The organism is Spirillospora sp. NPDC049024 (assembly GCF_040649235.1).
In the GTDB taxonomy this organism is placed as follows: Bacteria; Actinomycetota; Actinomycetes; order Streptosporangiales; family Streptosporangiaceae; genus Spirillospora.
In genome coordinates this window covers 20,533-45,776 of sequence record NZ_JBEZFD010000031.1, presented here as the reverse complement: position 1 = coordinate 45,776, position 25,244 = coordinate 20,533, and the positions used below count along the sequence as shown (strand labels likewise).

Sequence of the window (25,244 nt, the reverse complement as noted above, 5' to 3'; positions counted from 1 at the left end):
GTCGGCTCATGGACGAGAGCGCCGGAATCGAGATGGCCGCCGTCCCGGCCGGGACGGTGACGCTGTCGGACCGGCGGACGCGGCGCAGCTGGGCCGTCGACCTCGCGCCGTACCGGCTGGGGCTTTTCCCCGTCACCCAGTCGCAGTACGCGCAGGTCACCGCCGAGCGGCCGAGCACCGCACGAGGGGACCGGCTGCCCGTCGAGTGCGTCTCGTGGGCGGACGCGGTCCGGTTCTGCAACGCCCTGTCCCGACGCGAGGGCTTGACGCCGGCGTATCGCCTCGATGCCGACGGCGAGAGCGCTGACTGGGATGCCGGCGCCGACGGATACCGGCTGCCGAGCGAGGCCGAATGGGAGCACGCCTGCCGCGCCGGCACGACCGGCCCGCGGTACGGGCCGCTCGACGAGATCGCCTGGTATCGCGGCAACGCCCAGGACCGCGTCCACGACGTGGGCGGCAAGCGGCCCAACGCTTGGGGCCTGCACGACATGCTGGGCGATGTCTGGGAATGGTGCTGGGATCTCTACGACCCGGACGTGTACGGCGCCTACCGGGTGCTCCGAGGCGGCGGATGGTCCGACGAGCACTGGAGCTGCCGGGCCTCCGTCCGCCGCCGGAGCCACCCGACGTTCCGGATCGACGACGTGGGCTTCCGCGTGGCGCGCTCCGCCGTCAGCGGTTGACGAACACGGGATTGGAGTAGAACCACAGGTCGCTCCACGGGTCGGAACCGCGCGGGTCGGGCTGGGGTTCGAGCTCGTCGGTGCTGGTGCCGCGGACACGGACGTACATCGGCCCGTCGATGTCGCGCAGGGTGTGGCGGACCACGATGGTGCCGTTCTCGCGGCGGTACCGGGCCGCGTCGAGACGGGCGGCGACCTTGGTGGTGGGGTTGGTGTCGCCGGTCCGGTCGCCGGCCGGGCCGGTGACGCGGCCGGTGATGATGTCGAGGCGGCGCACCCGCGGACGCTTGCCGGCCGCGTTCGGGTGGTCGGGCTCGTGGATGTGGATCTCGACCTCGACATCGCGGTCGCGGCCGGTCAGCCTGAGGGTCTCGCCCACGGTCGCGACGCCTCCGTGGGCGTGGCCGTGCCCGCCGCCGACCGGGCGCACGGACACTTCCAGCAGGTCGATCAGGTCGCCGATCGTCACGAAGATCCGCCCGTTGCGGAGCCCGTCGAGGACGTCGCCGTAGTCGCGGCGGGCGTGGACGTAGGTCTTGGAGTACTCGCCCGGCCAGAAGTCGGACCCGCCATCGGTGTAGTGCACGTGCGAGTCGGAGGTGGAGGTGATCCACCAGCGGCGGCCCTCGCCCAGCAGGGCGTCCCACAGCCCGCCGAGCCGGGCCGTCATCTGGTCGAATCCGCCCATCGTCGGGTGGTTGGAGTAGCCGCCGCGGGCGCCGCCGGGGTCGATCGACCCGTCCCGGTTGAGGCTGCCCGCCTGGTGGCCGGGGGCGCCCTCGAAGCCCCGGACGATCTCGGGCGCGGTGTCGTGCCACTTCCGGAACTCCGCCGGGGTGTCCTGCCCGTAGACGCCGAGGCCGGTGGCGGAGCGGGCGGGATGGTTGGCGAACAGGACCGGCTTGTGCGGCAGCTGCCGCATGACCCGCAGCGCCTCCAGCATCTTGGCCTCGGTGTCGAAGGACGGGTCGGCCGGGAACGGGTCGCGCTTGGCGAACTGGCTCTCCAGCCGGAACAGGATGTCGCGCTCGCTCGCCACCTTCGGGATGATCAGGCTGGAGTGGTCGGCCGCGGGGGTGTCGAACTCCATGCCGTAGAACTGCAGGACGCCGGGGACCGCGCGGCGGGCCTTCAGCAGGCTCGGGTAGCGCTGCTCGGCGTCGAGCTTCGAGTGCAGCGGGCCGCCGTGGTCGGTGGAGACCATCCAGGCGAGCCCGAAGCGCCGGGCGTTGCTCGCGTTGACGGCCAACGGGTAGATGGCGTCCCCGCCGAGGATCGGCGTGGGCGGGGCGGTGGAGTTGTCATAGCCGACGCTGAACTCGCTGTGCACGTGGTGGTCACCGGCCAGCCAGCGCCGTCCGCCGGAGCCGGGACGGGTCCCGGCCCGCGCGGCGGTCGCGGGCAGCCCGCCGACCGCGACGGCTCCGACCAGCCCGCTGGTCAGCGCCAGCAACCGGCGCCGCGTCGGATGGGGGACTCCGCTCGAAGGCTCCGTGTGCTCGTCTTCGAACATGGCCATGACCTGGCCTCCTTATCGCTGTGCACGTCATGCCAGGGGGCATGGCGGCCACAGTCCATCGGGAGACCGTTACGCGCCGCTGGCCAATCGTTGACCGTCGGAAGAACACCGAGGCCGCGCGCTTCCCGCCGATCCGGCTTGGAACGGAACCTGTCGCGACTTCCTCGCAAGGCGTGTTCACCTGCAGGACCTGGACGCGGACGGCCGCGTGCCGAAGCCAGGGGCCGGTAGATCTTTCGTTTTCGCTGCTCAGGGGCAACATCAACCGTTTCATGGCGATTTCCGCCGGTTATGTAGGCCGCAAGCGACATCGTCGATGAAGCGAAGTGGTAACGATGACGGAAGCCGGTACGGGGGACCGCGGCAATCCGCAGGATCTTCCCATCGAGCAGCTCAAGGAGGTCGGCCGCGAGTTCGCCCAGGCGCTCATGATGCGGGCGCTGTCGAAGGCGACCGGCCAGATCGAGGGCCTGACGGAGCGTCTCAACGCCGCCTCGGACGGCGGGGGAGCCGCCCAGAAGGCGGCGGCCGCCGGAGCGAAGAAGATCGCCGAGGGCGAGTCCCCGCTCAAGGCGGGCCTCAGCGCGGGCGCGACCGGGGCGAAGGAAATGGTCAAGGACAAGGTGAAGGGCGCCATCGGCGGCGGAGGCAAGGACGGCAAGGGCGGCGGCCAGGGCAAGATGAAGGTCACCAACATCATCGAGGAGTTCGACGTGGGGCTCCCGCGGCGCGTGGCCTACGACCAGTGGACCCAGTTCGCCGACTACCCCAGCTTCACCAAGAAGGTCGAGAGCGTCGAGCAGGAGTCCGACGAGAAGATCAACTGGCGGGCGCAGGTCTTCCTGTCCCACCGCACCTGGGAATCGACGATCATCGAGCAGGTTCCCGACGAGCGGATCGTCTGGAAGTCCAAGGGGCCCAAGGGCTACGTCGACGGAGCCGTGACGTTCCACGAACTGGCGCCGTCCATGACGCGGGTCCTGCTGGTGGCCGAGTACCACCCGGACGGGTTCTTCGAGAAGACCGCGAACCTCTGGCGCGCTCAGGGGCGCCGCCTCCGCCTGGACTTCAAGCACATCAAGCGCCACATGATGACCAAGACCCTTCTGGACCAGGAGGAGACCGAGGGCTGGCGCGGCGAGATCCGCGACGGCGAGGTGGTCAAGACCCACGAGGACGCCCTCAAGGAGGAAGAGGAGCAGCGCCAGGCCGAAGAGGGCGGCGGCGAGGAGAAGTCCGAGGCTTCGGAGGAGGAGAAGTCCGAGGAGCAGGAGGAGAAGTCCGAAGGGCAGGAGGAGAAGTCCGAAGGGCAGGAGGAGAAGCCCGAGGCCCAGGAGGAGAGGGGCGACGGGCAGCAGAAGCCCGAAGAAGCGCAGGAGAAGGAGAAGGAGAAGGCGGCGAGCGGCGCCCGCGGCTGACGTCTCCGCTGGTGGGACCCGCGCTGAGAGGGCATGTAGCCCCTGGGGGAGCAGGATCGAGCATCGGGGGGAACGATGAGCGACGGCGAGTCCGGCAACGGCAAGGCCGAGCCCGAGCGGCAGCGGAACGAGTCCCGCGATGAGTCGGAGGGCCTGACCGGAAGGACCATCCAACCGGACCGGCGGGCGCAGCCCGCCGAGGGCCCGGACGTCCATCTCGACGTTCCGCAGCTCAAGGTCGAGGAGATCTCGCTGGAGGTCGAGAACCTGGAGGCGCACGTCTCGCTCGTCGCCGAGGTGCTCGACCTGCTCAAGCTGAACGTCGGCGCGGACGTGTTCCTCGGCAGGGTCAAACTGGAGATCAAGGGCGTCGAGGCGGAGGCCGAACTCCAGGTCCGGCTGGACAACGTCGCCATCATCGTCGACCGCGTCCTGACCACGCTCGACCGCAACCCGGAGATCCTCCAGCACATCGGACGCGGCCTCGAGTCGGCGGTCAGCGACATCGGCTCCGGAACCGGCTCCGCCGTGGGCGAGGTCGGCAAGGGCGCCAGGGGCGCCGTCGAGGACGTGGGCCGCGGCGCCGGTGGTGCGGTCGAGCGCGTCGGCGAAGGCGCGGGCGGCGCCGTCAGGGATGTCGGCGCAGGCGCGGGCGGCGCGGTCAAGGAAGTCGGCAAGGGCGCGGGCGAAGGCGTCAGCGAGGTCGGACGAGGCGCCGGCCGCGCGGCCGAAGAGGTGGGCGAAGGCGCGGGCGAGGGTGTCAGCCAGGTGGGCAAGGGCACCGGACGCGCCGCAGAACACGTGGGCGAAGGCGCAGGCGAGGGCGTCGGCCAGGTGGGCAAGGGCGCGGGCGAGGGCGTCAGCGAGGCCGGCCGGGGCGCGGGCCGTGCCGCCGAGCAGGTGGGCGAAGGCGCGGGCGAGGGCGTCGGCGAGGCCGGCCGGGGCGCGGGCCGTGCCGCCGAGCAGGCGGGCGAGGGCGCGGGCGAGGGCGTCGGCGAGGCCGGTAAGGGCGCGGGCCGTGCCGCCGAAGGCGCGGGCGAGGGCGTCCGAGACGTGGGCGAGGGCGCGGGCGGCGCAGCCGAAGGCGTCGGCAAGGGCGCTGGACAGGCGACCGCCGCCACGGGCCAGGGCGCCGGACAAGCCGCCGAGACCGCAGGCCAGGGCGTCGCGAACACCGCGAGCAAACCAGGCGAAGCCACCGAGGGCGCCGCGGACACAACATCCGAGGACTCCTCTGACCAGGACAAGGAGTCAACCGAGCCCGAGAACTCCTCCGCCCAGGAGAAGACGGAGCCAGAAGACACATCAGAGCAGGACAAAGGGAGAGCGGAGCCCGAGGATGCCTCCGACCAGGACAAGGAGGGAGCGGAGTCCGAGGGTGCCTCCGACCAGGACAAGGAGGGAGCGGAGTCCAAGGACTCCTCCGACCGGAGCGAGGAGGGAACGGAGCCCGAGGATGCCTCCCACCGAGACGAGGAGGGAGCGGAGCCCGAGGATTCCTCCGACCGGAGCGAGGAGGGAACGGAGCCTGAGGATGCCTCCCACCGAGACGAGGAGGGAGCGGAGCCCGAGAACTTTTCCGACAGGAGCGAGGAGGGAACGGACGCCGAGGACGCCTCCGGCGACAAGGACGAACCGGAGGGCAAGCAGAACCCGAACGGCGCGGGCCCGTCCGACGGGGACCAGGAGATCACGGCGCTCCAGGGCGCCCTCCGGGAGACCGAGGAGTCCGTCCGCGAGCTGGGAAAGGCCCTCCTGCGGATGGTCTCCCAGCCAGGAGGAGGCAAGACCTCGTGAACGCCGGCGATTTCCCCAACGCCGAACTCCGGCGAACGGCGGCCATCCTCTTCACCGCCAGGGTGAAGGCCGACGAACTCCGCTTCGAGGCCGTCCCCGACGTCTCTGTGGAGTTCACCGAAGGCTCGTCCGACGAGTCCACCTCCGGAAGCGTCCGAACGAACCTCCCGGACAAGGCCAAGAAGCAAACCACCTACCGGAACATCCAGATCGACTACGCCATAGCCGCCGAACTCCCCGACCTCGAATGACCTGAGGACCCCAGCTTCAACCAAGAGCCAAGAGGCTCCGCACCTCGTCGAACCACGCCTCCCGGGCCGTCTCCACTTGCAGCACCTTCGGAATGTCGACGGCCACGTACGTCACCCGCGCCGCGACGCCACCGTCCCGACGATGGAGCCCGACGGTCTTCGGAGGCATGCCACGGTCACTGGCGTAGACGATGAAGGCGCGCGGTACCTCGTCCGAACCGCCTGCCGCCTGCGCGTACACGAAACTCTGGAATAGGTCGGACGAGGAGACCTGCTTCTCCCCGTACAGCTTGTACTTGGCGTCCACCGGACAGAGCCGGCGTCCCTGTACTAGCTGAATGTCAGGACGGATCTCGGTGTAGGAGTCGCCGCTCGCACCCCTGATCGCCCCGGGCAGAGCCTCCTGATCGCGCACGATGACACTCGTCTCGCTGAAGGCGTCCCGCATCAACCGCGTCACGAAGTCCTCGAAAAGGGTGTTCATGTCGACCATGAAGGCGTGGGTCGTCCGCCCGGCCTTCGTGTGGCGGTCCGTGAACGCCGCCCCCTCCAGGAGCATCCGCGCCCACCGATGCGCGTTCCGGTAGTGCTCGTTGGCCCGGTGATAGGTGAGGCGCTCCACCGCCGACCGGACATCGAAGCCCCCGGCCGCGCAGACACCGGAGAAGTCGGCGGCGAGCCGACGCGCGTCCGCTCGCACGTCCGCGTCCTGCGCCGTTCGCGCGGCGGTATGCAGAGCCGCCGCGCACAACCGGTTGTCGAGGATGTCGCCGCTCCGCTCGTCATACCGGCACTCCAGCCGGTCGAGCATCCCGAACCGCCGCGTCACCTGCCGCTCCGCCAGCAGCCGGCCCCGGACGGCCGGAAGGGGCTCCTCACGCCGCAGGTAGTCGCGCCGCAGCCCGTGCCGGAGGAGGCGGTCGCACTCCCGCGTCAGCAGCAGGCACACGAGATCCCGCAGGCTCAGCCCCGTCCCGAGCCGCCGAAGAAGCGGCAGCTCTCGCAGGGACCGCAACCCGGCGGCGTAGTCGAGCATCTCCAGCACGCCGAGCTCCGAGCCCGCCAGCTTCGGCCGGACGTGAACGGACACGCAGTCGAGGTCCACCACCCCCACGTGGGAGCCTGCCTCGACCTCCAGAGTGCCGTCCCGAAGCCAGCGCAACCTGATCCGCTTTGCCAACTCCGCGGATTCGACGACCGCGAGGTCCGCCGGGCTGGGTTCGAGGCCCTTCTCCCGGCACTTCCCGTACTCGGGGACGACGACCGTCCTCACTACTCGCCCGCACTCGCCTGGAGTTCCGCCGAGAGGGCCTCGACCATCCGTTCGTCGCTCAGCCCGGCGACCGTGTGCGCCTGCACGTCCACGATCTCCTGACCGAGGAATCGGGAGAGCATCGAATAGTCGTCGTAGGCGTACTCCTGGAGTAGTGGAAGCACCTCGGTGCGGACGACCGCGGCCAGATCCGCTTCGCTGTCGAGGGGCTCGCTGCCTGACATGAAGAACGAGTGCCCGATCTGGCGTTCCCGCCCCAACTCCTTGACGACGCGGCGGTTGAGTTCCCGCAGCAGCAGCCCCAGATCCACGTCTCCGACCTTCTGCCCATCGAGGAGGTCTGTGTCGGGCAGCAGTTCGTGGAACGCGAACCGCCGCCGCAGAGCGGAGTCCAGCAGTCGGATGCTGCGGTCCGCTGTGTTCATCGTCCCGAGAAGGTAGACGTTGGACGGGACGGCGAACGCCCGGCCGGTCGGCAGCGTGACGTGCATCCCCCGCTTGTCGCGCTCCAGCAGAGTGATGAGCTCACCGAGGATCTTCGGGATGTCCCCCCGGTTGATCTCGTCGATGAGCAGCAGATACGGCCGCTCCGGGTTCGCCGCCGCGGCCTCGCACACCTGCTTGAAGATCCCGTCCCGCAACACCAGCCGCAGCCCGCCGTCGCCGCCTTCCTGAGGCCGGAACCCTTCGATGAAGTCCTCGTACCCGTACGCGGGATGAAACGTCACCTGCGTCAGGTATCCGGCCTGTTGAAGCGCGTTGAGGCCCTTCTGGAACCTGAGTGTCCCGGGCTTGGCCACGGGGTCGATGGCCTCCGACTCGTCAAGGTGCGTGCTGAGCCAACGCAGCGCGAAACGCAGGCTCGCGTAGGTCTTTCCGGTTCCCGGCGGCCCGTACAGGATGACCTGGCCCTTCCGGGCGAGCAGTCCGGAGAGCTGGTCGAACAATGGATCATCCGGAATCACCTGCTCAGTCTCGGCGGGCGCGCCCTGCCTTCCGGACTGGATGGTCTGCCACAGATCCGTGGGCACGTCCCTCACTGTCTTCTGCCCGCTCAGTTGCTGCGCCACTGGCAACGTCTGCGCGTAACTCGTGTCCCAATCGACGGCCACCGTGTTGAAGTACTCCGAACGTTCCGGCCGCCATCGGTAGCCCTCCGCCGTCACGGTCCCCACCCCGAGGATCTCCTTGTGACCACGATTCGCGATCACCCGATCGCCCGGGCGGAGTTGGAAGAAGCGCCACAGCTCACGCGCCTTGGCCGAGTTGGTGGGCTTGTGTCCATGCGGGTCGGCGGCCTCGAAGCCCGCCCGGAAATCCTCTTCGGAAGCGAACTTCGTCAGCTCGCCTACCTCATCCCAACCCGCGCAGATGTATCCACCGTCCAGGCAGTCGTTCCAATATCGTCCTTTCTCACCCGGCGCGACCATGAGAATGGTCGGATCGAGCCTCGGCGTGACCCACTCGTTCAAGAACCACGCCACCTCGTACGGGTGCCAGCCTGCGAAGCGCCCGTCGTCCACCACAAGCTGCTTGAGCAGTTCATGCGCGGCGAAGGGGTCCAATTTGGACGCGTCCCTGCCCGACAGGTGATGGGCGCACGCGTACAGGTGGTCCTTCCCGGTGATGGGGACGAGCGCATCGGGGACGTAACAGGAGATCGCCTTGGTGACGATCGTGAAGCCCGTCCGCAGCTCGTCGACGGCGTCGACGTAGGCGATCCCGTCGTCCCGAGCGGACTCGAAAGCCTGGATGAAACCCGCCCGAACGCGGTTCCAGGCCTCCACCTCATCGCTGTACTCGGCCGGGTACTTCCAGGCGCCGTGCTTCTTGCTCCAGTAGATGATGTTCTTGCCGGCGGACCGGCCTCTGATATCGCAGAGAGTCCGCGTTCCGTATTCCATGCGGTAGCTGAAGGACTCTCGGAAGACATCCGTTCCCAGCGCGTACCGTTCGAGCGGCATGGTCGGCCAAGCGTCCAGCGGAAAGTCCTGGACCACCTGTGCGATCTCCGACTTCACCTCTGCCAGTCGCGACGCGTAGGCGGCGCGGTCGAACGCGGCGATCGCCTGGGAGAGCGGTCTCGCCGGTGTCCGGATCTTGCCGACGGAGGTGAGCGGGACGAGCGTGCACGTCTGGCAGACCTTGTGGATAGGGCGACCCTGCCCGTTGCGCAGTCCGGCTTGCTCCGCGAACGCTCGCCGTCCTGGCGCGTCATCTGCCGGCGCGGCCTCCGAGAGGCGTAGCCACAGGTCTCGATTCGGGTCGGGATAGACCTTCCAGCTGTCCTCATATCCGCCCATGTGGGTACAGCTCCGACTGTGGTGGAGCGCCGTCCCATCGCTGGCTGGGCAGATCACCTGACCGGAGGAGGGAGTCAGCTCGAAGGACTGCCCGTCGTAGTGGACGATGGTCCGCCCGTCGGGGGTTTCGTCCGTGGTGACACTCAGTCCGATACCCATCCACCATTCGTAGCTGATCGTCGCCGGGTGATTTCAACCCGTATCCGTCGTTCGCGGCTGGCCGAATCCGGCCATCTCTGCGCAGTGGGCGCCCTCCCGCCGGGGCGCTCCGGTCGGGAAATGTGATCATCAGGTGGTGAAGGACTGCGCTTTCTGCGGGATCGTCGCGGGGCGGTTGCCGTCCTATCGGGTGCTTGAGGACGAGCGCACTGTGGCGTTCCTCGACATCGCCCCGGCGGCGCCGGGACACACGCTGGTCGTCCCGCGTGAACACGCCGCCGACATCTGGACCATCTCCGAACTCGCCCATGAGGCTGTTTCTCGGATGGTGCATCGTGTCGCCGCCCTGGTGAAGGCGGCGCTGGCGCCAGACGGAGTGAACGTGACCCACTCCACTGGGGAAGCCGCCGGGCAGGAGGTCTTCCACTTCCACACCCATGTGGTTCCGCGCCGACACGGTGATGATCTGCGCCCGATGTGGAACTCCCACCAGGCTCCGGCTTACGAACTAGAACGCACCCTGGAGCTGATCACTGCGCCTCGCTGATGCGAACAGCCCGGAGCGGCGTCCGAACGGGCTGGGTCAGCGCAGCAGGGTGTTGGCCAGGGTGATGCCGTGTAGGAGGCGGAGTCTGCGCAGCTCGTAGTAGGCGAGGGCGGTTACCGTCACCGGCGCCCCGAGCATCAGCGCCAGGGCCAGGACGTGCGGAACTCCCTTGTAGGAGTCGCTGAAAAGGTTGACCACGGCCATCACCCAGGACGCCGACACGCTCACCAGGGGCGGCACCACCTCGTGGATGTCGGCCGTCCGGAACACGTTGGTCAGTGAGAGGACGATGCCGTAGAGGGTGAAGGGGAGCATCCAGAGGAAGAGGACCACTCCCACGGGAATCAGCACCACCGGCCCCGCCGCGTCGCGCGCACCCTCCAGATCGGGTACGGCCGCGAGCACGAACGTGAACATGGAGCCGAACATCGCCGCGACCGCTATCAACGGGTAGCGGAGCCGGCGCGCGAACGCGCCGCGGTTCGGCGGCCGGGCGGCCACGACGAAGGCGCCCACGACCAGTGGCAGGACGCAAGTGAGGATCAGGACGTTGATCCAGGCGTCACCGAACCGCTCGTCCGCCAGTTCCTTGGGGGCGGTGGCCCTGTAGACCGCGGCCACGGCGAGAGTCACCACGATGCCCGCCCAGGCACGGGCGACCTGCAGTTTCCGGACGTGCGTGTCGACGATCAGGTCCGGTCGTGAAGGCCGGAACACCGCCCGCGCGGCGAGGAACGGGTTCAGCTTCCGGAGGATCCGCCGCGCCCGCGACGGCGGCCGTGGGGGCGGCTGGGGGCCGGGTGGCCAATACGGCTGGTATGGGGGCGGAGGCTGTGGCGGATAGGGGCGTTGCGGGTGAGGCGGATACTGCGGCGGCTGCGGTGGTGGGCCTTGCCACCAGGGCGGCGGTGGTCCGTATCCGGGATGGGGTGGCCGGTGCTGCGGCGGAACGGGGGGCGGCCTGTGTCCGCCTTGTCCCCAAGGTGGACCAGCGGGACCTGTCACCGAGGGCTCCTCCAAGTGCTGCCGCGGACGTCCCGAACACCCGGCCCGGAATCGGCTCGCGACAATAGTGCATGATCTGGTCGGCTTCGTGGGGCCAGAGCGGCCGACTCGCAAGCCGTTACAGGGGGTCCGACGACTCCGGCGACCGCCGGGTTCGGTGCGTCTCGCCGACCGCGGCCGGACGTCCGCCATCACTGGTCCGCCCGAGGGGCCTATGGTTCGACCAAATGTTCGAGAATCGAGGATGTGTCGGCGCTGCGGGTTCTAGGGTTGCGGCGTGGTGAATTCCGAAGGCGCTGAGCCTTGCCGCGGTTTCTGGGCCGATTCCGCTCGGATCCGGACCGGCTATCTGGCGGACGTGCCGACGCATTTGCTGGTGATGAAGATCGCCGAAGAGGTCGGTGAGGTCGTCGAGGCCTACCTCGGGATGACCGGCGGCAATCCCCGCAAGGGCATTCACAAGACCGCCACGGATGTGCTGGACGAGTTGGCCGACGTGATCCTTTCCGCCGCCGTGCCCATGGTCGACCTGGCCGGGGGCCCTGACCAGGCCGGACAGCACATGGCCAAACGGCTCAGCGTCGTCTCCGGCCGCGAGGTCGCCGGGGCGGACGCAGTCGCTGCGAACGGCTGGCACGGATCATTCATCGCGCCCCACGTCCTGTTGCGGCGCGACGACGGCGCGGTGCTGATGCTGCGCCGCCACAACACCGGCTACCGCGACGGCCGGCTGTGCCCGCCCGCGGGACGGATCGAGCCCGGCGAAGACGTCCTGGCGGCGGCGATCCGCGAGGCCAGGGAAGAGACCGGTGTGACGCTGCACCGCGACGATGCCGTCTTCAGCCACGTCATGCACCGGGCCGAGGCGTCGTTGCCCGGCCCCTGCCACGCGATCAGCGACTACTGGTTCACCTTCCGCCGCTGGGGAGGCGAACCGCGTGCCGCCGAGCCCGACAAGGCATCGGAGGCGCTGTGGATCGACCCAGCGGCTCCACCGGCCGACCTGATCCCCCACTGTGCGCGGGCCCTCGCCGCGATCGAGCGCGGGGAAGCCTTCAGCGTCCACGGGTGGACCCCGGACGACTGACCCGCTCGGCACGCTCGGGCCGTCCGAAAGGCGACGCCCTCACCTGCGTGCCATTCGAAGGAGTTGGCTGGGCTGCTGATTCCTGGTGACACGCCACCTCGGAGTTCCCTGGCCCGACCTGCCCTCTTGCGAGAATGCACGGGTGTCCGAATCGCGCGATCGCGGGCCGCTGCCGCCGTTGCTCGTCCTCCTCACGGTAATGACCGGACTGGTGGATTCGGTCAGTTTCCTGCAACTCGGTGATGTTGATCCGGAAGGTCGCGGTGGCGGCGCCGCTGTGGTGCGCGGCCGCCGTCCTGGCCCCCTCCATGACGGCAGCACGCCGCGTACCAGGCATTCGCCGGGGTGCTCACGTGCGGATGCGTGACCACAGGCACATGCCGCCGCTGACTGGGTCTGGACGACGGGCGCCTCACTCGTTGCGGCGCTCCGATGCCGCGGGCCTCTATGCGCGTTCGGGGATCAGGGTTTCGGTGCTGGTCATGATGGCTTCCTCGCGTAGTTCGACGAGCTGACGCTCGTGTCACCTGATGCGGGTGAGGAAGAAGTCCCGGACGTCTTCGGCGAGCAGCTCCGGCACCTCCATCGCGGCGAAGTGGCCGCCGCGCTCGAACTCCGACCAGTGCCTGATGTCGTACAGCCGCTCGGCCAGCGGTCGCACCGACTGCGTGATGTCGTGGGGGAGCACCGCCACGCCGACCGGTACCGGGCACGGCTCGATCCGCCGCGGAGTCTCGCGGGCCAGGCGCGCCGAGGACGCCGCCGTGGCGGTCAGCCAGTACAGCGAGATGTCGGTGAGCATCCGCTCGTCACTGATCTGCGAGCGAGGGTCGGTCCACTGCGCGAAGCGCTCGGCGATCCAGACCAACTGGCCGACCGGCGAGTCGGTCAGCGCGTAGCCGATGGTCTGCGGGGTGAGCGCCTGCAGAGCCTGGTACGGCGGACGATTCGCCATCAACTTCCGGACCTTGTCCAGCCGGGCCTCATCCGTTTCCGACAGTTCGATGTCGGCGTCCGGGACCGGCCGGGTCGGCAGGTAGTTGACGTGCACCCCGACGACCTGCTCGGGTGCGACCGCGCCGAGCGCCATCGAGATGCCCGCGCCGAAGTCGCCCCCCTGCGCGCCATAGCGCTCGTACCCCAGCCGGCGCATCAGCTCGGCCCAGGCCCGCGCGACCTGGACGACATCCCAGCCGCGCTCAGAGGTCGGCCCGGAGAAACCGAAACCCGGGATGGACGGGATCACCAGGTGGAAGTCGCGCGACAGGGGCTCGATCACGTCGAGGAACTCCAGGAACGAACCAGGCCACCCGTGGGTGAGGATCAGCGCGAGCGCGTCCGGCTTCGAGGACCGGACGTGGACGAAGTGGATGTTCTGGCCGTCGATCTCGGTGGTGAAGTGCGGAAGCTCGTTCAGCTCGGCCTCCTGCGCACGCCAGTCGTAGCCGGTGCGCCAGTACTCGGCGAGTTCCTTCAGCCGAGCCAGCGGGAAGCCGTAGTCCCATCCGGCACCGGCGATCTCGTTGGGCCAGCGGGTGCGGGAGAGGCGGTCGGCCAGGTCGTCGAGGTCGGCCTGGGGGATGTCGATGCGGTACGGCTTGATCATGATCTTTGCTCCGGGGAAACCGTTCGGCGATCTAACGTTCGTGTCACTAACGAAACTAGACTGTTAGTGTCACTAACGCAAGAGGTGGAGGAGAACCCATGAGCCCGACCCCCGAACCCACTCCGGCCCGGCTGCGCGCCATCCCCAGCCGCCTGCTCGCCGGGGCCGCGGCCGCCGCCGACCGGCTCGTCAGCGAGCGCCTGGCCGCCGAAGGCGCTCGCAAGTGGCACTTCGCCGTGCTGACCGCGCTCGCCGAGGCCGGTGCCGCCAGCCAGGCCGAACTCAGCCGCCGCACCGGCATCTACCGCAGCGACATGGTCGCCGTCCTCAACGAACTCGCCGGCGCCGAATACATCCGCCGAGATGCCGACCCCGCCGACCGCCGCCGGAACGTCATCACCCTCACCCCCGCCGGCCACCGCCGCCTGGAGCACCTCGACGCGCTCGTCACCGACGCCCAGCGCGAACTCCTCGCCCCCTTCACCCCCGGCCAGAAGGACGAACTCATCCGTCTACTCATCGTCCTGACCGAGCACCACCGCCCCTCGCACCCCCGCCCGCACGACGCGAAGTAACCCATCCGCCCGCGCTGGTGACACGCCATCCCCGAGTTCGGCGACTTGCCCACGAGCCGCCGGCCGCGTCACCGGTGATGCCCGCGTGACGCCGCCGCTGACAAGGCTTGGACGGCGGGCGGCTCACTCGTTGCGGCGTGCGGCCCAGACGGTGCGTTCGGTGCGTACCGCGAGGTCGTCGCGGCGCAGGATGCTGTGAGGGCCGTCGTCGTCGAGCAGCCGGTCGAGCGCGGCGAGGTCGTCCGCCGAGAGTGCAACGGCGACCTTGGCGCGGATGCGTCGCAACCCGCCCAGGGCGTAGCGGCCGACCGCCTCGCTGCGGGACCCCGGGATGTTCACGGAGAAGGTGCGTTCGCCCTCGATGGTGAATCCGGCGGCGGTCAGCATCGGCCCCCAGTCGGCGCCGCGATGGTCCACGCGTCCGGCGTGGTGGCGGTCGGCTGCGGCGTGGCAGCGCTCCTCCAGGCCCGGTCGGTCCGCTGGGGCGTCAGCGGGCAGGAAGCGGGGGAAGCCGGCCAGTTCGACGACGGCGAAGAGGCCCCCCGGCACGAGGATGTCGTGGACCTTGCGCAGAGCGCGCTCGGGGTCGGCCATGTGGTGCATCGAGGCCGAAGCCCACACCAGGTCCGGCGTGCCGAGGTCGGGCCAGTCGGCGTCGAGGTCGGTCTGGACGGGACGGATGAGATCCGCCACCCCCGCTGCGCGCGCCTTCTCCTGGAGGCGGTGGAGATAACCGGGGGAGGAATCGACGGCGGTCACGTGTGCCTGGGGAAACCGGGCGAGCAGGGCCAGGGCGCCGGTGCCCGTCCCGCAGCCCAGATCCACGATCTGACGGGGTTCCGCATGGACGGGTAGCCAGGCGGTGATGGCGGCGATGTGCTCGGCAAGGACCTCCGCGTCCAGGTCGAGGAGCTCGGCCTGGCCGTCGATGTCGTGCGAGTGGTCGGGCTGATGCCCCAGGTGATGGCCGGGGTGCGCTTCATGCGGTGGAGTGGCGTTCACGACGCCATCCTGCATCGCCCATGCGCCAATGGCATCGCGGCTTGCCGAACGCGCAAGGCGATGCCCTTCTGATCTGCCGACTGCGCAAGCTGCCTACAGGGCCGGGGTGTGCCGCGTCCGTCACTGCTCGGGACGGTTCGTGTCCTCGTCGCCGTCACCGCGCTGGTGACCGCGGCGGGCGTCCCGGTCGAAGATGCCCAGGATCTCGCAGGGGCCGCCCTCGGCGCCGATGGCGTGCGGCAGCATCGTGGGGAACTCCGCGGCCTGGTTGGTCTCGACGCGGAAGCGGCGGTGGCCCAGCATGAGCACCGCGGTGCCGGACAGGACGACCAGCCATTCGCGTCCGGGATGAGCGCGCATGCGTGACGGGTTGTCGGGCGGCGGCTCGGTCATGCGCTGGCGTACGACGACCATGCCGGGATCGGCCTTGATGGGCCAGCGCATCGTGCTGTGGGCGCTGTCGATCATCGGGCTGATGACCACGTCGTCGGACGCGTCCTCGACGAGCTGGTCGAGAGTGGTGTCCAGGGCGCGGGCGAGCGTGACGAGGCTGTCCAGCGCCAGGCGCCGCCGGCCGTTCTCGATGCGGCTGAGCGTGGACTGGCTGAGATGGGCGCGCTTGGCCAACTCCTCCAGCGACCATCCCTGCGCGACCCGCAGCGCGCGGATTCGTTTGCGCACCAGGCCGTCCAGTTCTCCATCATCTTGCGTCATAAGCAAGATCCTATGCCCTTCGAGCAAACACGACTAGCTTCCGTGCAGATGGGGCGGACGGCGGCGCCACCCACCGACATCCGCCCGCACCGGAGCACCACGCGACCTCACCTCTGTGGCGCGCGGCTCCGCATTCCCCGTCCGATGCGACCCGCTCGCCCGGCGCGCAGTCTGCATGCCCTTTGAGAGGAAACCATGAGTATGAACCAGTCTCCGCAGGTGGGAGCCGCCGGAGCTGCCGAAGCCGGGGGAGCCGCCCCCGGCCAGGACTCACCGGACCCGCGCCAATTGCGCACGATCCTGATCGCGGTCTGCGTCGCGTTGATGGCCGTCATCGCCTCGGTGTCCGGGCTGAACGTCGCCCAGCCCGATCTGGCCGCGGCTTTCGACGCATCACAGAGCACGATCCTCTGGATCATCAACGTCTACACCCTCGCCCTGGCCGCCCTGCTGCTGCCGCTCGGCGCGATCGGTGACCGGCTGGGCCGCAAACCCATGCTGATCGCCGGTTTGGGCGTTTTCGGCATCGCCGGCGTGCTCGCGGGTCTGGCCCCGTCGGCCGAGGTCATGCTCGCCGCGCGCCTGCTCGGCGGCGTCGGCGCGGCGATGATCATGCCGATCACCCTCGCGGTGATCACCTCCACCTTCCCCGCCCGGGAACGGGGCCGGGCGATCGGCGTCTGGACCGGTGTCGCCGGAGGCGGCGGCATCCTCGGCATGTTCCTGTCCGCCGCCCTCGTGGACCTGGCCAGCTGGCGGTGGCTGTTCGTCCTGCCCGTCGTCCTGGTCGTCGTCGCGCTCGTCATGGTGCTGCGCTCGGTCCCCGACTCCCGCGAGGCCTCCGGGCACCCCTTCGACATCGTCGGGGCGCTGACCTCCGTCATCGCCGTGATCGGCCTCGTCCTCGTCCTGCAGGAGGGGCCGCTGCGCGGCTGGACCGACCCCGCCGTCCTGATCAGCCTCGCCGCCGGGATCGCCGCCACCGTCTGCTTCGTGACCTGGGAACTGCACCGCCGGGACGCCTCCCTGCTGGACGTGCGCCTGTTCCGCGAGCGCGGCCTGGCCGGCGGCTCCATCACGCTGATGACGGTCTTCGGCGTACAGGCCGGCATCTTCGTGGTCCTGTTCCCCTTCCTCCAGGCCGTGCTGGGCTGGTCGGGGCTGATGTCCACACTCGCGCTCATGCCCATGGCCGTACTGATGATGGCCGCCTCGGGCCTCGCCCCCAAGATGGCCGCCCATGTCGGCCCCCGCGCGACCATGGCGACGGGCATCCTGCTGGCGGGCGCCGGCCTGGCGCTCATGGCCGGAATCGTCTCCGTTGACGGCGGCTACCTGTCCATCCTCCCCGGCATGCTCGCCATGGGCATCGGCATGGGCCTGTCGATGACTCCTTCGACCGAGGCCATCACCGCATCCCTGCCGCGCGAACGCCAGGGCGTCGCGTCTGCGCTCAACGACGTCACTCGGGAACTCGGTACGGCATTGGGCGTCGCCTTGCTGGGCACCCTCCTGGCCGTCGGCTACCGCAACGCCATCAACGGCAAGCTCGACGGCGTCCCTCCGAGCACCGCCGCCACCGCCCGTGAGGGTGTTGCCAACGCCATGCAAGCGGCCAACGGCGCGGACCCGCATGCACCCACACTTGTGCATGCCGCCCAGCAGTCGTTCGTCGAGGGCTGGCAGCAGTCCATGTGGGCAGGCGTCGCCGTCATGGCAGCCCTGTTCCTCTTCGTCCTAGCCCGAGGCCCCAGGCGCGGCGCCCCCACGGCCGACCACACAGAACCCATCAACACGATTACTTCGTAAAGGCCCCGCACAGCCTTCGGCCAAATGACGTGCCGCCGCCACGCTGACCGACTCCGGCCATACGTGTATCGAGTACACGACAAACCCATCCGTTGACGGGTGATTGGGCGGTAACTTGGGCGAGCCGGTGCGTCCCGGCCGGATCAGGTCCGCGGACGGCGCGTCATGTCGGCACTGTGCTACGAAGTGTGCGCAGCTTGAAGCGGCGAAGAATCTCGACGAGGAGATCTGTTGGCGGCGACAGCGACCGATGAGCGTCCCGTTCCCGGCGCCCTTGTGCAGGTGCGCGGCCAGCGGTGGGTCGTGAGCACCGTCGACGGCCAGGAGAAGAGCACCCTCGTCACCCTCCAGTCCGTCGAGGACGGGCGCTACGGCGAGACCCTCTCCGTCATCTGGGAGGTCGAGCCGGGCCGCCGCACCCTGCCGTCCGGGTCGCTTCCCGAGGTGGGCCAGGGCAGGTTCGACTCGCCGGAGCGCCTCGCCGCGTTCCTGGACGCGGTCCGCTGGGGCGCCGTCGCGTCCGCCGACGTGAGAACGCTCCAGGCGCCGTTCCGCTCCGGCGTCGCCATCGAGGACTACCAGCTCGAACCGGTCGCCCGCGCGCTCGACGCCCCCCGCGTCAACCTCCTCCTGGCCGACGACGTCGGCCTCGGGAAGACGATCGAGGCGGGCCTGGTCGCGCAGGAGCTGCTCCTCCGCCAGCGCGGACGCAAGATCCTCATCGTCTGCCCGGCCGGCCTCACGGTGAAGTGGCGGGACGAGATGGCCGAGAAGTTCGGCCTGGAGTTCACCGTCGTCGACTCGGAGCGGTGCGCGCAGGTCCGCCGCACGCACGGCAGCGCCGCGAACCCGTTCGAGGTGTACCCGCAGGCCATCGTGTCGCTGCCGTGGCTGCGCGGCGCGAAGGCGCAGCGCCTCCTGGACGAGGTCCTCCCGGCCGACGGCCCCACCTACCCGCGCACGTTCGACCTCCTCATCCTGGACGAGGCCCACCACGTCGCCCCGGCCGCGCCCAAGCAGATCTACGCGGTCGACTCGCAGCAGACGAAGCTCATCCGCAGGCTCGCGCAGCACTTCACGCACCGGTTGTTCCTGTCCGCGACCCCGCACAACGGCTACCAGGCGAGCTTCACCGCGCTCCTGGAGATCCTGGACGACCAGCGCTTCGCCCGCGGCGTCCCGCCCGAGGACTCCGCCGTCCGCGACACGGTCGTCCGGCGCCTCAAGCGCCAGATCATCGACAACGGCGACCCGCGCTTCAAGGCCCGCGACGCCCGTGCGATCCCCGTCGACTACCCCGACGACGAGCGCGAGATCCACGACCTGCTCCGCGAGTTCGCGCAGATCCGCCGCAAGCGGCTCAACAAGACCCGCGGCCGCCGCGCCGCCGACCTCGTCACCCTCCTGCTGAAGAAGCGCCTGTTCTCCAGCCCCGCCGCGTTCGCCCACACGGTCGCCGCTTACATGGAGACGCTGAAGACGAAGGGCCGCCACATCCTGCCGCCCGGGGACGAGTGGCTGGAGGGCTTCTTCGACGATGTCGCCACCCTCGACGACGAGTCCCTGGACGAGGCCGAGTCCGACGCCCTCACCCTCACCACCCCGCTCGTGGAGAGCCGCGACGAGGAACTGGCCCTCCTCCAGCGCATGCACGACTGGGCGTCGGCCCACGAGGCGCAGCCCGACGCCAAGGCCCGCAAGCTCATCGAGTACCTGGTGTCCGTCTGCCGCCCCGGCCGCGACTGGACCAACGAGCGCGTCATCGTCTTCACCGAGTACCGCGACACCAAGGACTGGCTCCGCGAGCTGCTCCGCGCCCAGGGTCTCGGCGGCGACCGCGTCGCCGAGCTCGACGGCTCCATGAACGCCCAGGAGCGGGAGAAGCTGCGGCTGGCGTTCCAGAAGGCGCCGCACGAGCACCCGGTCCGCATCCTGCTCGCCACCGACGCCGCCAGCGAGGGCATCGACCTCCAGAACCACTGCCACCGGCTCGTCAACTACGACATCCCGTTCAACCCGAACAAGCTGGAGCAGCGGATCGGCCGCATCGACCGCTACGGCCAGCGCGAGGTCCCGGAGATCCGCCACTTCGTCGGCACCGGATGGGACAAAGCCGTCGACTCCTACGAGGCCGACCTAGAGTTCCTGTCCCGCGTCGCCGTGAAGGTCGCGCAGATGCAGGAGGACCTCGGCTCCGTGAACGCCGTCCTCGCCGACGCCGTGCAGCGCCGCCTCCTCGGGGAGCGCGTCGACATGGACGCCGAGACCGCCAAGGCCGCGAAGAAGGACAACGTCCCGTCCGAGTCCGACGTCGGCGACCAGGTTCGCAGGCTCCGCGAGAAGCTGGACGAGACGGTCCGCGAGCTGCGCATCACCCCGCCCGGCATCAAGCGCGTCGTCGACACCGCCCTCGAACTGGCGCGCCAGCAGCCGCTCAAGAAGGCCGTCGACCCCGACGGCGGCGTCTACGAGGTGCCGGTCCTCACCGGGTCGTGGGAGCGCGCGTCCGCCGGGCTCCTGGAGAAGCTGCCGCAGGACGATCGGCCTCCCCGCCAGCTCCCCGTCACGTTCAGCCAGCAGGTCGCCAAGAACCGCGACGACGTCGTCCTCGCGCACCTCGGGCACCCGCTCGTCGCGATGTCCACCCGGCTGCTGCGCGCCGCCGTGTCCAACGACCGCATCGACCTGAACCGGGTCGCCGCCGTCACCAGCGACGACCCCGAGCTGGAGACGACGCTCGTCGCCGCGTTCTCCCGGTTCGTCCTCGTCGGCGCGGACGGTGTCCGCCTCCACGAGGAGGTCCTGCACGCCGGCGGCTGGGCCCCCGACGGGGGACGGTTCCGCCGCTGGGAGAGCCTCGGCCGCCTCGGCGACCTCCTCGACCGCGCCCTCGCGACCGGCGCCCCCGCGACCCCGCGCATCCAGGCCCGGCTCGCCGAGCGGTTCGAGTCGCTGCGCCCCGGCCTCGAAGGCGCCATCAAGTGGCGCGCCGACACCCGCCGCGAGTCCCTCGAACGCCGCCTCGACCAGCGCCGCGACGCCGAGTCCCGCCGCATCACCGCCAACATCGAGCAGTTCGCCGCGACGCTGCGCGCCCAGCTCGCCAAGGGCGACGAGGAGGGTGTCCTGTTCTCCAAGCTGGCGGCGGCCGGCCGCGAGGAGATCCGCCAGTACCAGAACGACCGCAGATCGTGGGAGATCCGCCTGCAACGCCTGGAGGACGAGAAGGCACTCGAACTCCAGCAGATCGAGGCCCGCTACGCGGGTCGCGAAGCACACTCGTTCCCCGTCGCGATCGTGTTCGTCGTCCCGAAGCGAGAGGCGCTCTGACAATGGCCCGGTTCCCCCGTCGCAAGGACGACTTCAACCACGCCGACTGGCTCGGTCTGATCGACCTTTCCGGGCCGTTCCTCAGCGTCCCCGTGCTGCGCCGCGTCTGGCCCGCCCTCGACACCCTCGACAAGGCCACCCGCGAACGCCTCCGCCAGGAGCACGCCGCACTTCCTGGACGCTCCTGGATCGACTACGTCCTGTGCGAGCTGCTCGGCTGGGACGAGCTCGTCCACTTCGAGGGCGTCGTCGACGACCTGTCCATGGACGTGCCCGAGCACGACACGACGATCATGCCGTCGTTCGCGCTCCGCGACCCGGGAGCCAAGGCCGACGGGGACGCCAAGACCGTCCGGCTCCTCGGCCTCGTCTGCGACGACCGCCCTACCCAGCGGATCAAGGACTCCGACTGGGCCGCGACCCCCGTCGACCGCCTCGCCCAGCTCTGCCGCCACCACGACGTGCAGCTCGGCCTCGCCACGGACGGACGCTGGTGGGCCCTCGTCTGGGCCCCGCGCGGCGGCGTCACCACCACCGCGGTCTTCGACTCGGTCAACTGGCACGAGGCTGCCGAACGCGACGTCGTGCGCGCGTTCGTGTCGATCCTGAACCGCGCCCGCTTCTTCTCCGTCCCGGACGACGAGACGCTCGTCGCCCTCCTGGAGGCGAGCAAGGACAACCAGGAGGACATCACCGAGGCCCTCGGCGTCCAGGTCCGCCAGGCCGTCGAGCTGCTGGTCGCCGCCATCGGACGCGCCCACACCGCCGACGTCGCCCAGGGCGGCCCCGGCATCGGGAACGTCTCAGCCCACGAGGTCTACCGGGGCGCCGTCGCCGTCATGATGCGCGTGGTGTTCCTGCTGTTCGCCGAAGAACGGAACCTCCTCCCGGCCGACAAGGAGCTATACCGGACGGCCTACTCCGCCGGCCTCCTCAGCGCCGAGTTGAAGCAGCGCGCTCGCGAAGGCACCGAAGACGACCTGGAACACACCTGGACCGGCTGGCACCGCCTGCTCGCCTTGTTCAACGCCGTGTACTACGGCGTTGAGCATCCTGAGATGACGATGCACGCCCACGACGGTTCCATCTTCGACCCGGTCCGTTTCGCCTGGCTGCCCCTCACCATCGACGACCGGACCGTCCTGCACATGCTCAAGGCGGTGCAGGAGGTCGAGATCGGCACGGGCAGGGCACGCGAGCCCCGCAAGCTTTCCTTCCGCGAGTTGGACGTGGAACAGATCGGATACGTCTACGAGGGCCTGCTGTCCTTCGAGGGCTTCTACGCCGAAGAGACGGTCGTCGGTCTCATCGGCAAGGCCGGGCTCGAAGAAGAGGTCGCCCTCCGCACGCTGGAGGAAATCGCCGCCATCTGCCCGGACGTTCCGTCGCTGGCCGCAAAACTCGCCACCGAATACAAGGACTCCCGGATCGGCTCCGCTAAGGCACTGGAGAAGCGCCTCGCGCCTCTCGCGGACGCCGACGCCCAGGAGGCCCGACGCAAACTGCTCGCCGTCACCGGAGGCGACTACCCGCTCGCCGAACGCCTGATGCCCTTCTTCGGCATCATCCGGACCGACCTCCGCGACCTTCCCGTGGTCATTCTCACGGACGCCCTGTTTGTCACCGAGTCGTCCCTCCGAAAGAACACGGGCACTCACTATACCCCGAGCAATCTCGCTAAGGATGTCGTTGTAGGAGCCCTTGAACCACTCGTCTACTCGCCAGGTCCGCTCCAGACGGGAAACAGCAAGGAGTGGAAGCCAAGGTCCTCGGACGAGATCCTCTCGCTCAAGGTAGCTGACATAGCCATGGGCTCGGCCGCGTTTCTGGTGGCCGCCTGCCGTTACCTCGCCGACAGACTCGTGGAAGCTTGGCTCCGTGAAGGTGACGACCGCGCCGAGGATTACAACCCCGACGCGGCCAAAATGGCCGCCGATGCCGACGCCGACCAGGTGGTAATCAACGCTCGCCGCCACATCATCGAGCACTGCCTTTATGGTGCGGACATCAACGAGATGGCTGTGGAGATGGCGAAGCTGTCGCTGTGGCTGGTGTCGATGGACCCGCACAGGCCGTTCACGTTCCTGGACGACCGCCTTGTCGTAGGCGACTCCCTGCTGGGCATCACGTCGCTCGACCAACTCGAAGTCATGCACATGGACGCCAAAGCCGGCCGGAAACTGCACGAGGACGAAGGTGCCCTCTTCGACCTGACCGCTGGAATACGCGAACTGGTCGGCCGCGTCGCCGACAAGCGCCGCGAACTGGTCGAGATCGAAGGCACCGACCTAGACAGGCTGGCCGCCAAGCGCGCCATGCTCGCCGAGGTCGAAAAGGACACCGAACGCGCCCGCCTCCTCGCCGACCTCACCACCGGCGCAGCCCTCGCCTACGCCAGCAGGGGAGCGGCTGGACTGAACACGGCCTCGACCTTGGCCGTCACCGAGGGCCTCAAGGTCATGTCCGGAGATGAAGCGGGCGAACTCGCCGCCCGCGACCAACTCAACATGTGGCTCCGCACTGACCTCCCCGACGGAGCCTTCGAGCGCCGCCCCATCCACTGGCCCTTGGTGTTCCCGGAGGTATTCGAAAGGGGTGGCTTCGACGCCATCATTGGCAACCCGCCATTTTTGGGGGGCAAGAAGATAAGTGGGTCCAGTGGATCGGCTTATCGAGAGTTCCTTGTTGAGGTACTTGGTGAAAGTGTACGCGGTAACGCGGATCTCGTTGCCTATTTTCTACTTCGGGCTCATGCTCTGCTTGGCCGCGACGGACAGGCGGCTCTCATTGCAACAAATACCCTGGCGCAGGGGGACACTCGAGAAGTAGGTCTTGATCGACTGGTGGCGAAGGGAGTGACGATTCGTCAGTCGATCAAGAGTCGCCCGTGGCCCTCGAAGTCGGCAGTTCTCGAATTTGCAGTGGTCTGGACCAGTCGATGCGCTCTGAAAGATAAGGCGCACAGGGTTGCTGACGGCATGGTTGTCCCAGGCATCACTTCTTCTTTGGATTCGCAGTCTAGGGTCGTTGGGGGTGCGCATCGGCTGGCTACAAATAAGAATATTGCCTTCATTGGCAACTTTGTGAATGGCATAGGGTTCGCACTCTCTGTAGAAGAAGCATCAGATCTGTTGGCTGAAGGTGAACGGTATCGAGATATTCTGTTCCGCTATCTGAACGGTCAGGATGTAAATTCGAGCCCGACGGTATCGGCTAGTCGATTTATCATCGACTTTCGAGATTGGCCTGTCGAAAGGGCTTCGGAGTATCCGAAAGCTCTTGATCGTCTGCGCCGCCTGGTCAAGCCGCACCGGGATCAGTTGCCTGATGCCAAGCGAATCACTAGGGAAAGATGGTGGCAGTACGAGAAGCTTGCTCCTGGGCTCCGAAAGGCCATCGATCCACTAGAGCGAGTAGTGGTTATCGCACTTGTTAGCAAGACTGTTATGCCAGTGATGGTGCCGACCGGGCAGGTCTTCTCTCACATGCTGGGAGTGTATGCGACCGATGACACTGGCATGTTGTCTCTACTGAGCAGTGCGCCGCATTACTGGTGGACTCTGTCGAAGGCATCGACATTGGAGACCCGGGTTCGCTATACGCCGTCGGATGTGTTTGAGACATTGCCATTGCCAGAAGTGACATCCGAGATGCGGGGACTGGGAGAGCGGCTAGATGGCTTCCGGCGGGATGTCATGCTGGCGCGGCAGGCTGGGCTGACGAAGACGTACAACCTTGTGCATAACCCGCAGTGCAGCGATGCGGACATTGTTGAGTTGCGAGGGATTCACAAGGCGATCGATGAGGCGGTGTGTCGGGCGTATGGGTGGGACGACCTGGTTTCGCGGCTTGACCACGGGCACCACAACATCGGACGCGAGACGCGGTACACCGTGGGTCACGTGATGTGGCGTGAGTTTGTGGATCGGCTGCTTGAGTTGAACCACGGGCGGTATGCAGCCGAGGTAGCCGCTGGTCTGCATGACAAGAGGGGCGGCAAGCGCCCAAGAGCCGGTGAGCAAGATGGGCTTTTCTAGCCCCTGTCGCTGAGTGCGGTGCTCGGGCTGTTGTCTGCTCGATCACGGCTCGGCTTTCGCATGGGCCAGCAGGCGGACGAGCGCATGGCTTCATGGGTGCGGCGTGCTGTCGTCGTGATCCCTCCC

Annotated in this window: 17 protein-coding genes; 10 read left to right on the top strand and 7 right to left on the bottom strand. The window is 68.6% G+C overall.

Translation table 11 applies throughout. The annotated features are described in order from the left end of the window. Positions 1–8: 8 nt before the first annotated feature. The gene (locus tag AB0C21_RS38730; protein ID WP_500211083.1) at positions 9–686 is read left to right on the top strand and encodes a formylglycine-generating enzyme family protein; all 678 of its coding nucleotides are present in this window, start codon (positions 9–11) and stop codon (positions 684–686) included. Here the strand turns inward: AB0C21_RS38730 and AB0C21_RS38725 are convergent. Further along, positions 676–2,205, bottom strand: a complete 1,530-nt coding sequence (locus tag AB0C21_RS38725; RefSeq protein ID WP_500211082.1) for a phosphoesterase — start codon at positions 2,203–2,205, stop codon at positions 676–678. The two genes, AB0C21_RS38730 and AB0C21_RS38725, sit on opposite strands and share 11 nt — an antisense overlap. Before the next feature lie 335 nt (positions 2,206–2,540). Between AB0C21_RS38725 and AB0C21_RS38720 the strand changes: the two genes are divergently transcribed. The 3 genes from AB0C21_RS38720 to AB0C21_RS38710 all read left to right on the top strand — a co-directional run bounded on the left by AB0C21_RS38720 (position 2,541) and on the right by AB0C21_RS38710 (position 5,671). After that, positions 2,541–3,623 (top strand): SRPBCC family protein, encoded by a 1,083-nt coding sequence (locus tag AB0C21_RS38720; RefSeq protein ID WP_500211080.1) that lies wholly within the window; start codon positions 2,541–2,543, stop codon positions 3,621–3,623. Positions 3,624–3,698: 75 nt separating this feature from the next. Then, on the top strand, positions 3,699–5,420 hold the full coding sequence (locus AB0C21_RS38715; protein WP_500211078.1) for a hypothetical protein: 1,722 nt from the start codon (positions 3,699–3,701) through the stop codon (positions 5,418–5,420). Beyond that, positions 5,417–5,671 carry a hypothetical protein gene (locus AB0C21_RS38710; RefSeq protein WP_500211077.1) on the top strand — a complete coding sequence of 85 codons (255 nt, stop codon included), beginning with the start codon at positions 5,417–5,419 and terminating at the stop codon, positions 5,669–5,671. The genes AB0C21_RS38715 and AB0C21_RS38710 overlap by 4 nt, the downstream gene beginning before the upstream one ends. A gap of 16 nt (positions 5,672–5,687) precedes the next feature. Here the strand turns inward: AB0C21_RS38710 and AB0C21_RS38705 are convergent, their stop codons facing one another. After that, entirely contained in the window at positions 5,688–6,944 is a 1,257-nt protein-coding gene (locus AB0C21_RS38705; RefSeq protein ID WP_500211075.1) for an McrC family protein, read from the bottom strand. Further along, entirely contained in the window at positions 6,944–9,406 is a 2,463-nt protein-coding gene (locus AB0C21_RS38700; RefSeq protein ID WP_500211073.1) for an McrB family protein, read from the bottom strand. Before AB0C21_RS38700 ends, AB0C21_RS38705 begins: the two co-directional genes overlap by 1 nt. Positions 9,407–9,542: 136 nt before the next feature. Between AB0C21_RS38700 and AB0C21_RS38695 the strand changes: the two genes are divergently transcribed. Beyond that, positions 9,543–9,953 carry an HIT family protein gene (locus tag AB0C21_RS38695; RefSeq protein WP_500211072.1) on the top strand — a complete coding sequence of 137 codons (411 nt, stop codon included), beginning with the start codon at positions 9,543–9,545 and terminating at the stop codon, positions 9,951–9,953. Between the two features lie 36 nt (positions 9,954–9,989). On the opposite strand, the gene AB0C21_RS38690 is transcribed toward AB0C21_RS38695, so the two are convergent. Then, on the bottom strand, positions 9,990–10,589 hold the full coding sequence (locus AB0C21_RS38690) for a hypothetical protein (protein ID WP_500211070.1): 600 nt from the start codon (positions 10,587–10,589) through the stop codon (positions 9,990–9,992). Between the two features lie 646 nt (positions 10,590–11,235). Here AB0C21_RS38690 and AB0C21_RS38685 point away from each other — a divergent pair. After that, positions 11,236–12,045: an NUDIX domain-containing protein gene (locus AB0C21_RS38685; protein WP_500211069.1), complete on the top strand. Its 810-nt coding sequence runs from the start codon at positions 11,236–11,238 to the stop codon at positions 12,043–12,045. A 523-nt stretch (positions 12,046–12,568) separates the two neighbouring features. Here the strand turns inward: AB0C21_RS38685 and AB0C21_RS38680 are convergent. Continuing rightward, positions 12,569–13,651 (bottom strand): epoxide hydrolase family protein, encoded by a 1,083-nt coding sequence (locus AB0C21_RS38680; protein WP_500211068.1) that lies wholly within the window; start codon positions 13,649–13,651, stop codon positions 12,569–12,571. Positions 13,652–13,749: 98 nt separating this feature from the next. Here AB0C21_RS38680 and AB0C21_RS38675 point away from each other — a divergent pair, with 98 nt between their 5' ends. Further along, positions 13,750–14,226: a MarR family winged helix-turn-helix transcriptional regulator gene (locus tag AB0C21_RS38675; RefSeq protein ID WP_500211066.1), complete on the top strand. Its 477-nt coding sequence runs from the start codon at positions 13,750–13,752 to the stop codon at positions 14,224–14,226. Positions 14,227–14,349: 123 nt separating this feature from the next. On the opposite strand, the gene AB0C21_RS38670 is transcribed toward AB0C21_RS38675, so the two are convergent. Together AB0C21_RS38670 and AB0C21_RS38665 are read right to left on the bottom strand one after the other, a co-directional pair. Then, on the bottom strand, positions 14,350–15,243 hold the full coding sequence (locus AB0C21_RS38670; RefSeq protein WP_500211065.1) for a class I SAM-dependent methyltransferase: 894 nt from the start codon (positions 15,241–15,243) through the stop codon (positions 14,350–14,352). Positions 15,244–15,348: 105 nt separating this feature from the next. Further along, positions 15,349–15,942, bottom strand: a complete 594-nt coding sequence (locus tag AB0C21_RS38665) for a helix-turn-helix domain-containing protein (RefSeq protein WP_500211064.1) — start codon at positions 15,940–15,942, stop codon at positions 15,349–15,351. 195 nt (positions 15,943–16,137) lie between these two features. Between AB0C21_RS38665 and AB0C21_RS38660 the strand changes: the two genes are divergently transcribed. From AB0C21_RS38660 to AB0C21_RS38650, 3 genes are all read left to right on the top strand, one after another. Then, a complete protein-coding gene (locus AB0C21_RS38660; protein ID WP_500211062.1) occupies positions 16,138–17,751 on the top strand; it encodes an MFS transporter in 1,614 nt (537 codons plus the stop codon). Between the two features lie 231 nt (positions 17,752–17,982). Further along, positions 17,983–21,081, top strand: coding sequence for a DISARM system SNF2-like helicase DrmD (drmD, locus tag AB0C21_RS38655; RefSeq protein ID WP_500211061.1), 3,099 nt, complete (start codon positions 17,983–17,985; stop codon positions 21,079–21,081). A gap of 2 nt (positions 21,082–21,083) precedes the next feature. After that, positions 21,084–25,118 carry an Eco57I restriction-modification methylase domain-containing protein gene (locus AB0C21_RS38650; protein ID WP_500211060.1) on the top strand — a complete coding sequence of 1,345 codons (4,035 nt, stop codon included), beginning with the start codon at positions 21,084–21,086 and terminating at the stop codon, positions 25,116–25,118. Positions 25,119–25,244 lie beyond the last annotated feature (126 nt).

What these genes read in the sequence shown, in the direction of transcription:
- AB0C21_RS38730 (WP_500211083.1), top strand. Translation starts at nt 9, where the DNA reads ATGGACGAGAGCGCCGGAATCGAGATGGCCGCCGTCCCGGCCGGGACG.
- AB0C21_RS38665 (WP_500211064.1), bottom strand. Translation starts at nt 15,942, where the DNA reads ATGACGCAAGATGATGGAGAACTGGACGGCCTGGTGCGCAAACGAATC.
- AB0C21_RS38720 (WP_500211080.1), top strand. Translation starts at nt 2,541, where the DNA reads ATGACGGAAGCCGGTACGGGGGACCGCGGCAATCCGCAGGATCTTCCC.
- AB0C21_RS38680 (WP_500211068.1), bottom strand. Translation starts at nt 13,651, where the DNA reads ATGATCAAGCCGTACCGCATCGACATCCCCCAGGCCGACCTCGACGAC.
- AB0C21_RS38715 (WP_500211078.1), top strand. Translation starts at nt 3,699, where the DNA reads ATGAGCGACGGCGAGTCCGGCAACGGCAAGGCCGAGCCCGAGCGGCAG.
- AB0C21_RS38650 (WP_500211060.1), top strand. Translation starts at nt 21,084, where the DNA reads ATGGCCCGGTTCCCCCGTCGCAAGGACGACTTCAACCACGCCGACTGG.
- AB0C21_RS38700 (WP_500211073.1), bottom strand. Translation starts at nt 9,406, where the DNA reads ATGGGTATCGGACTGAGTGTCACCACGGACGAAACCCCCGACGGGCGG.
- AB0C21_RS38670 (WP_500211065.1), bottom strand. Translation starts at nt 15,243, where the DNA reads ATGCAGGATGGCGTCGTGAACGCCACTCCACCGCATGAAGCGCACCCC.
- AB0C21_RS38660 (WP_500211062.1), top strand. Translation starts at nt 16,138, where the DNA reads ATGAGTATGAACCAGTCTCCGCAGGTGGGAGCCGCCGGAGCTGCCGAA.
- AB0C21_RS38725 (WP_500211082.1), bottom strand. Translation starts at nt 2,205, where the DNA reads ATGGCCATGTTCGAAGACGAGCACACGGAGCCTTCGAGCGGAGTCCCC.
- AB0C21_RS38675 (WP_500211066.1), top strand. Translation starts at nt 13,750, where the DNA reads ATGAGCCCGACCCCCGAACCCACTCCGGCCCGGCTGCGCGCCATCCCC.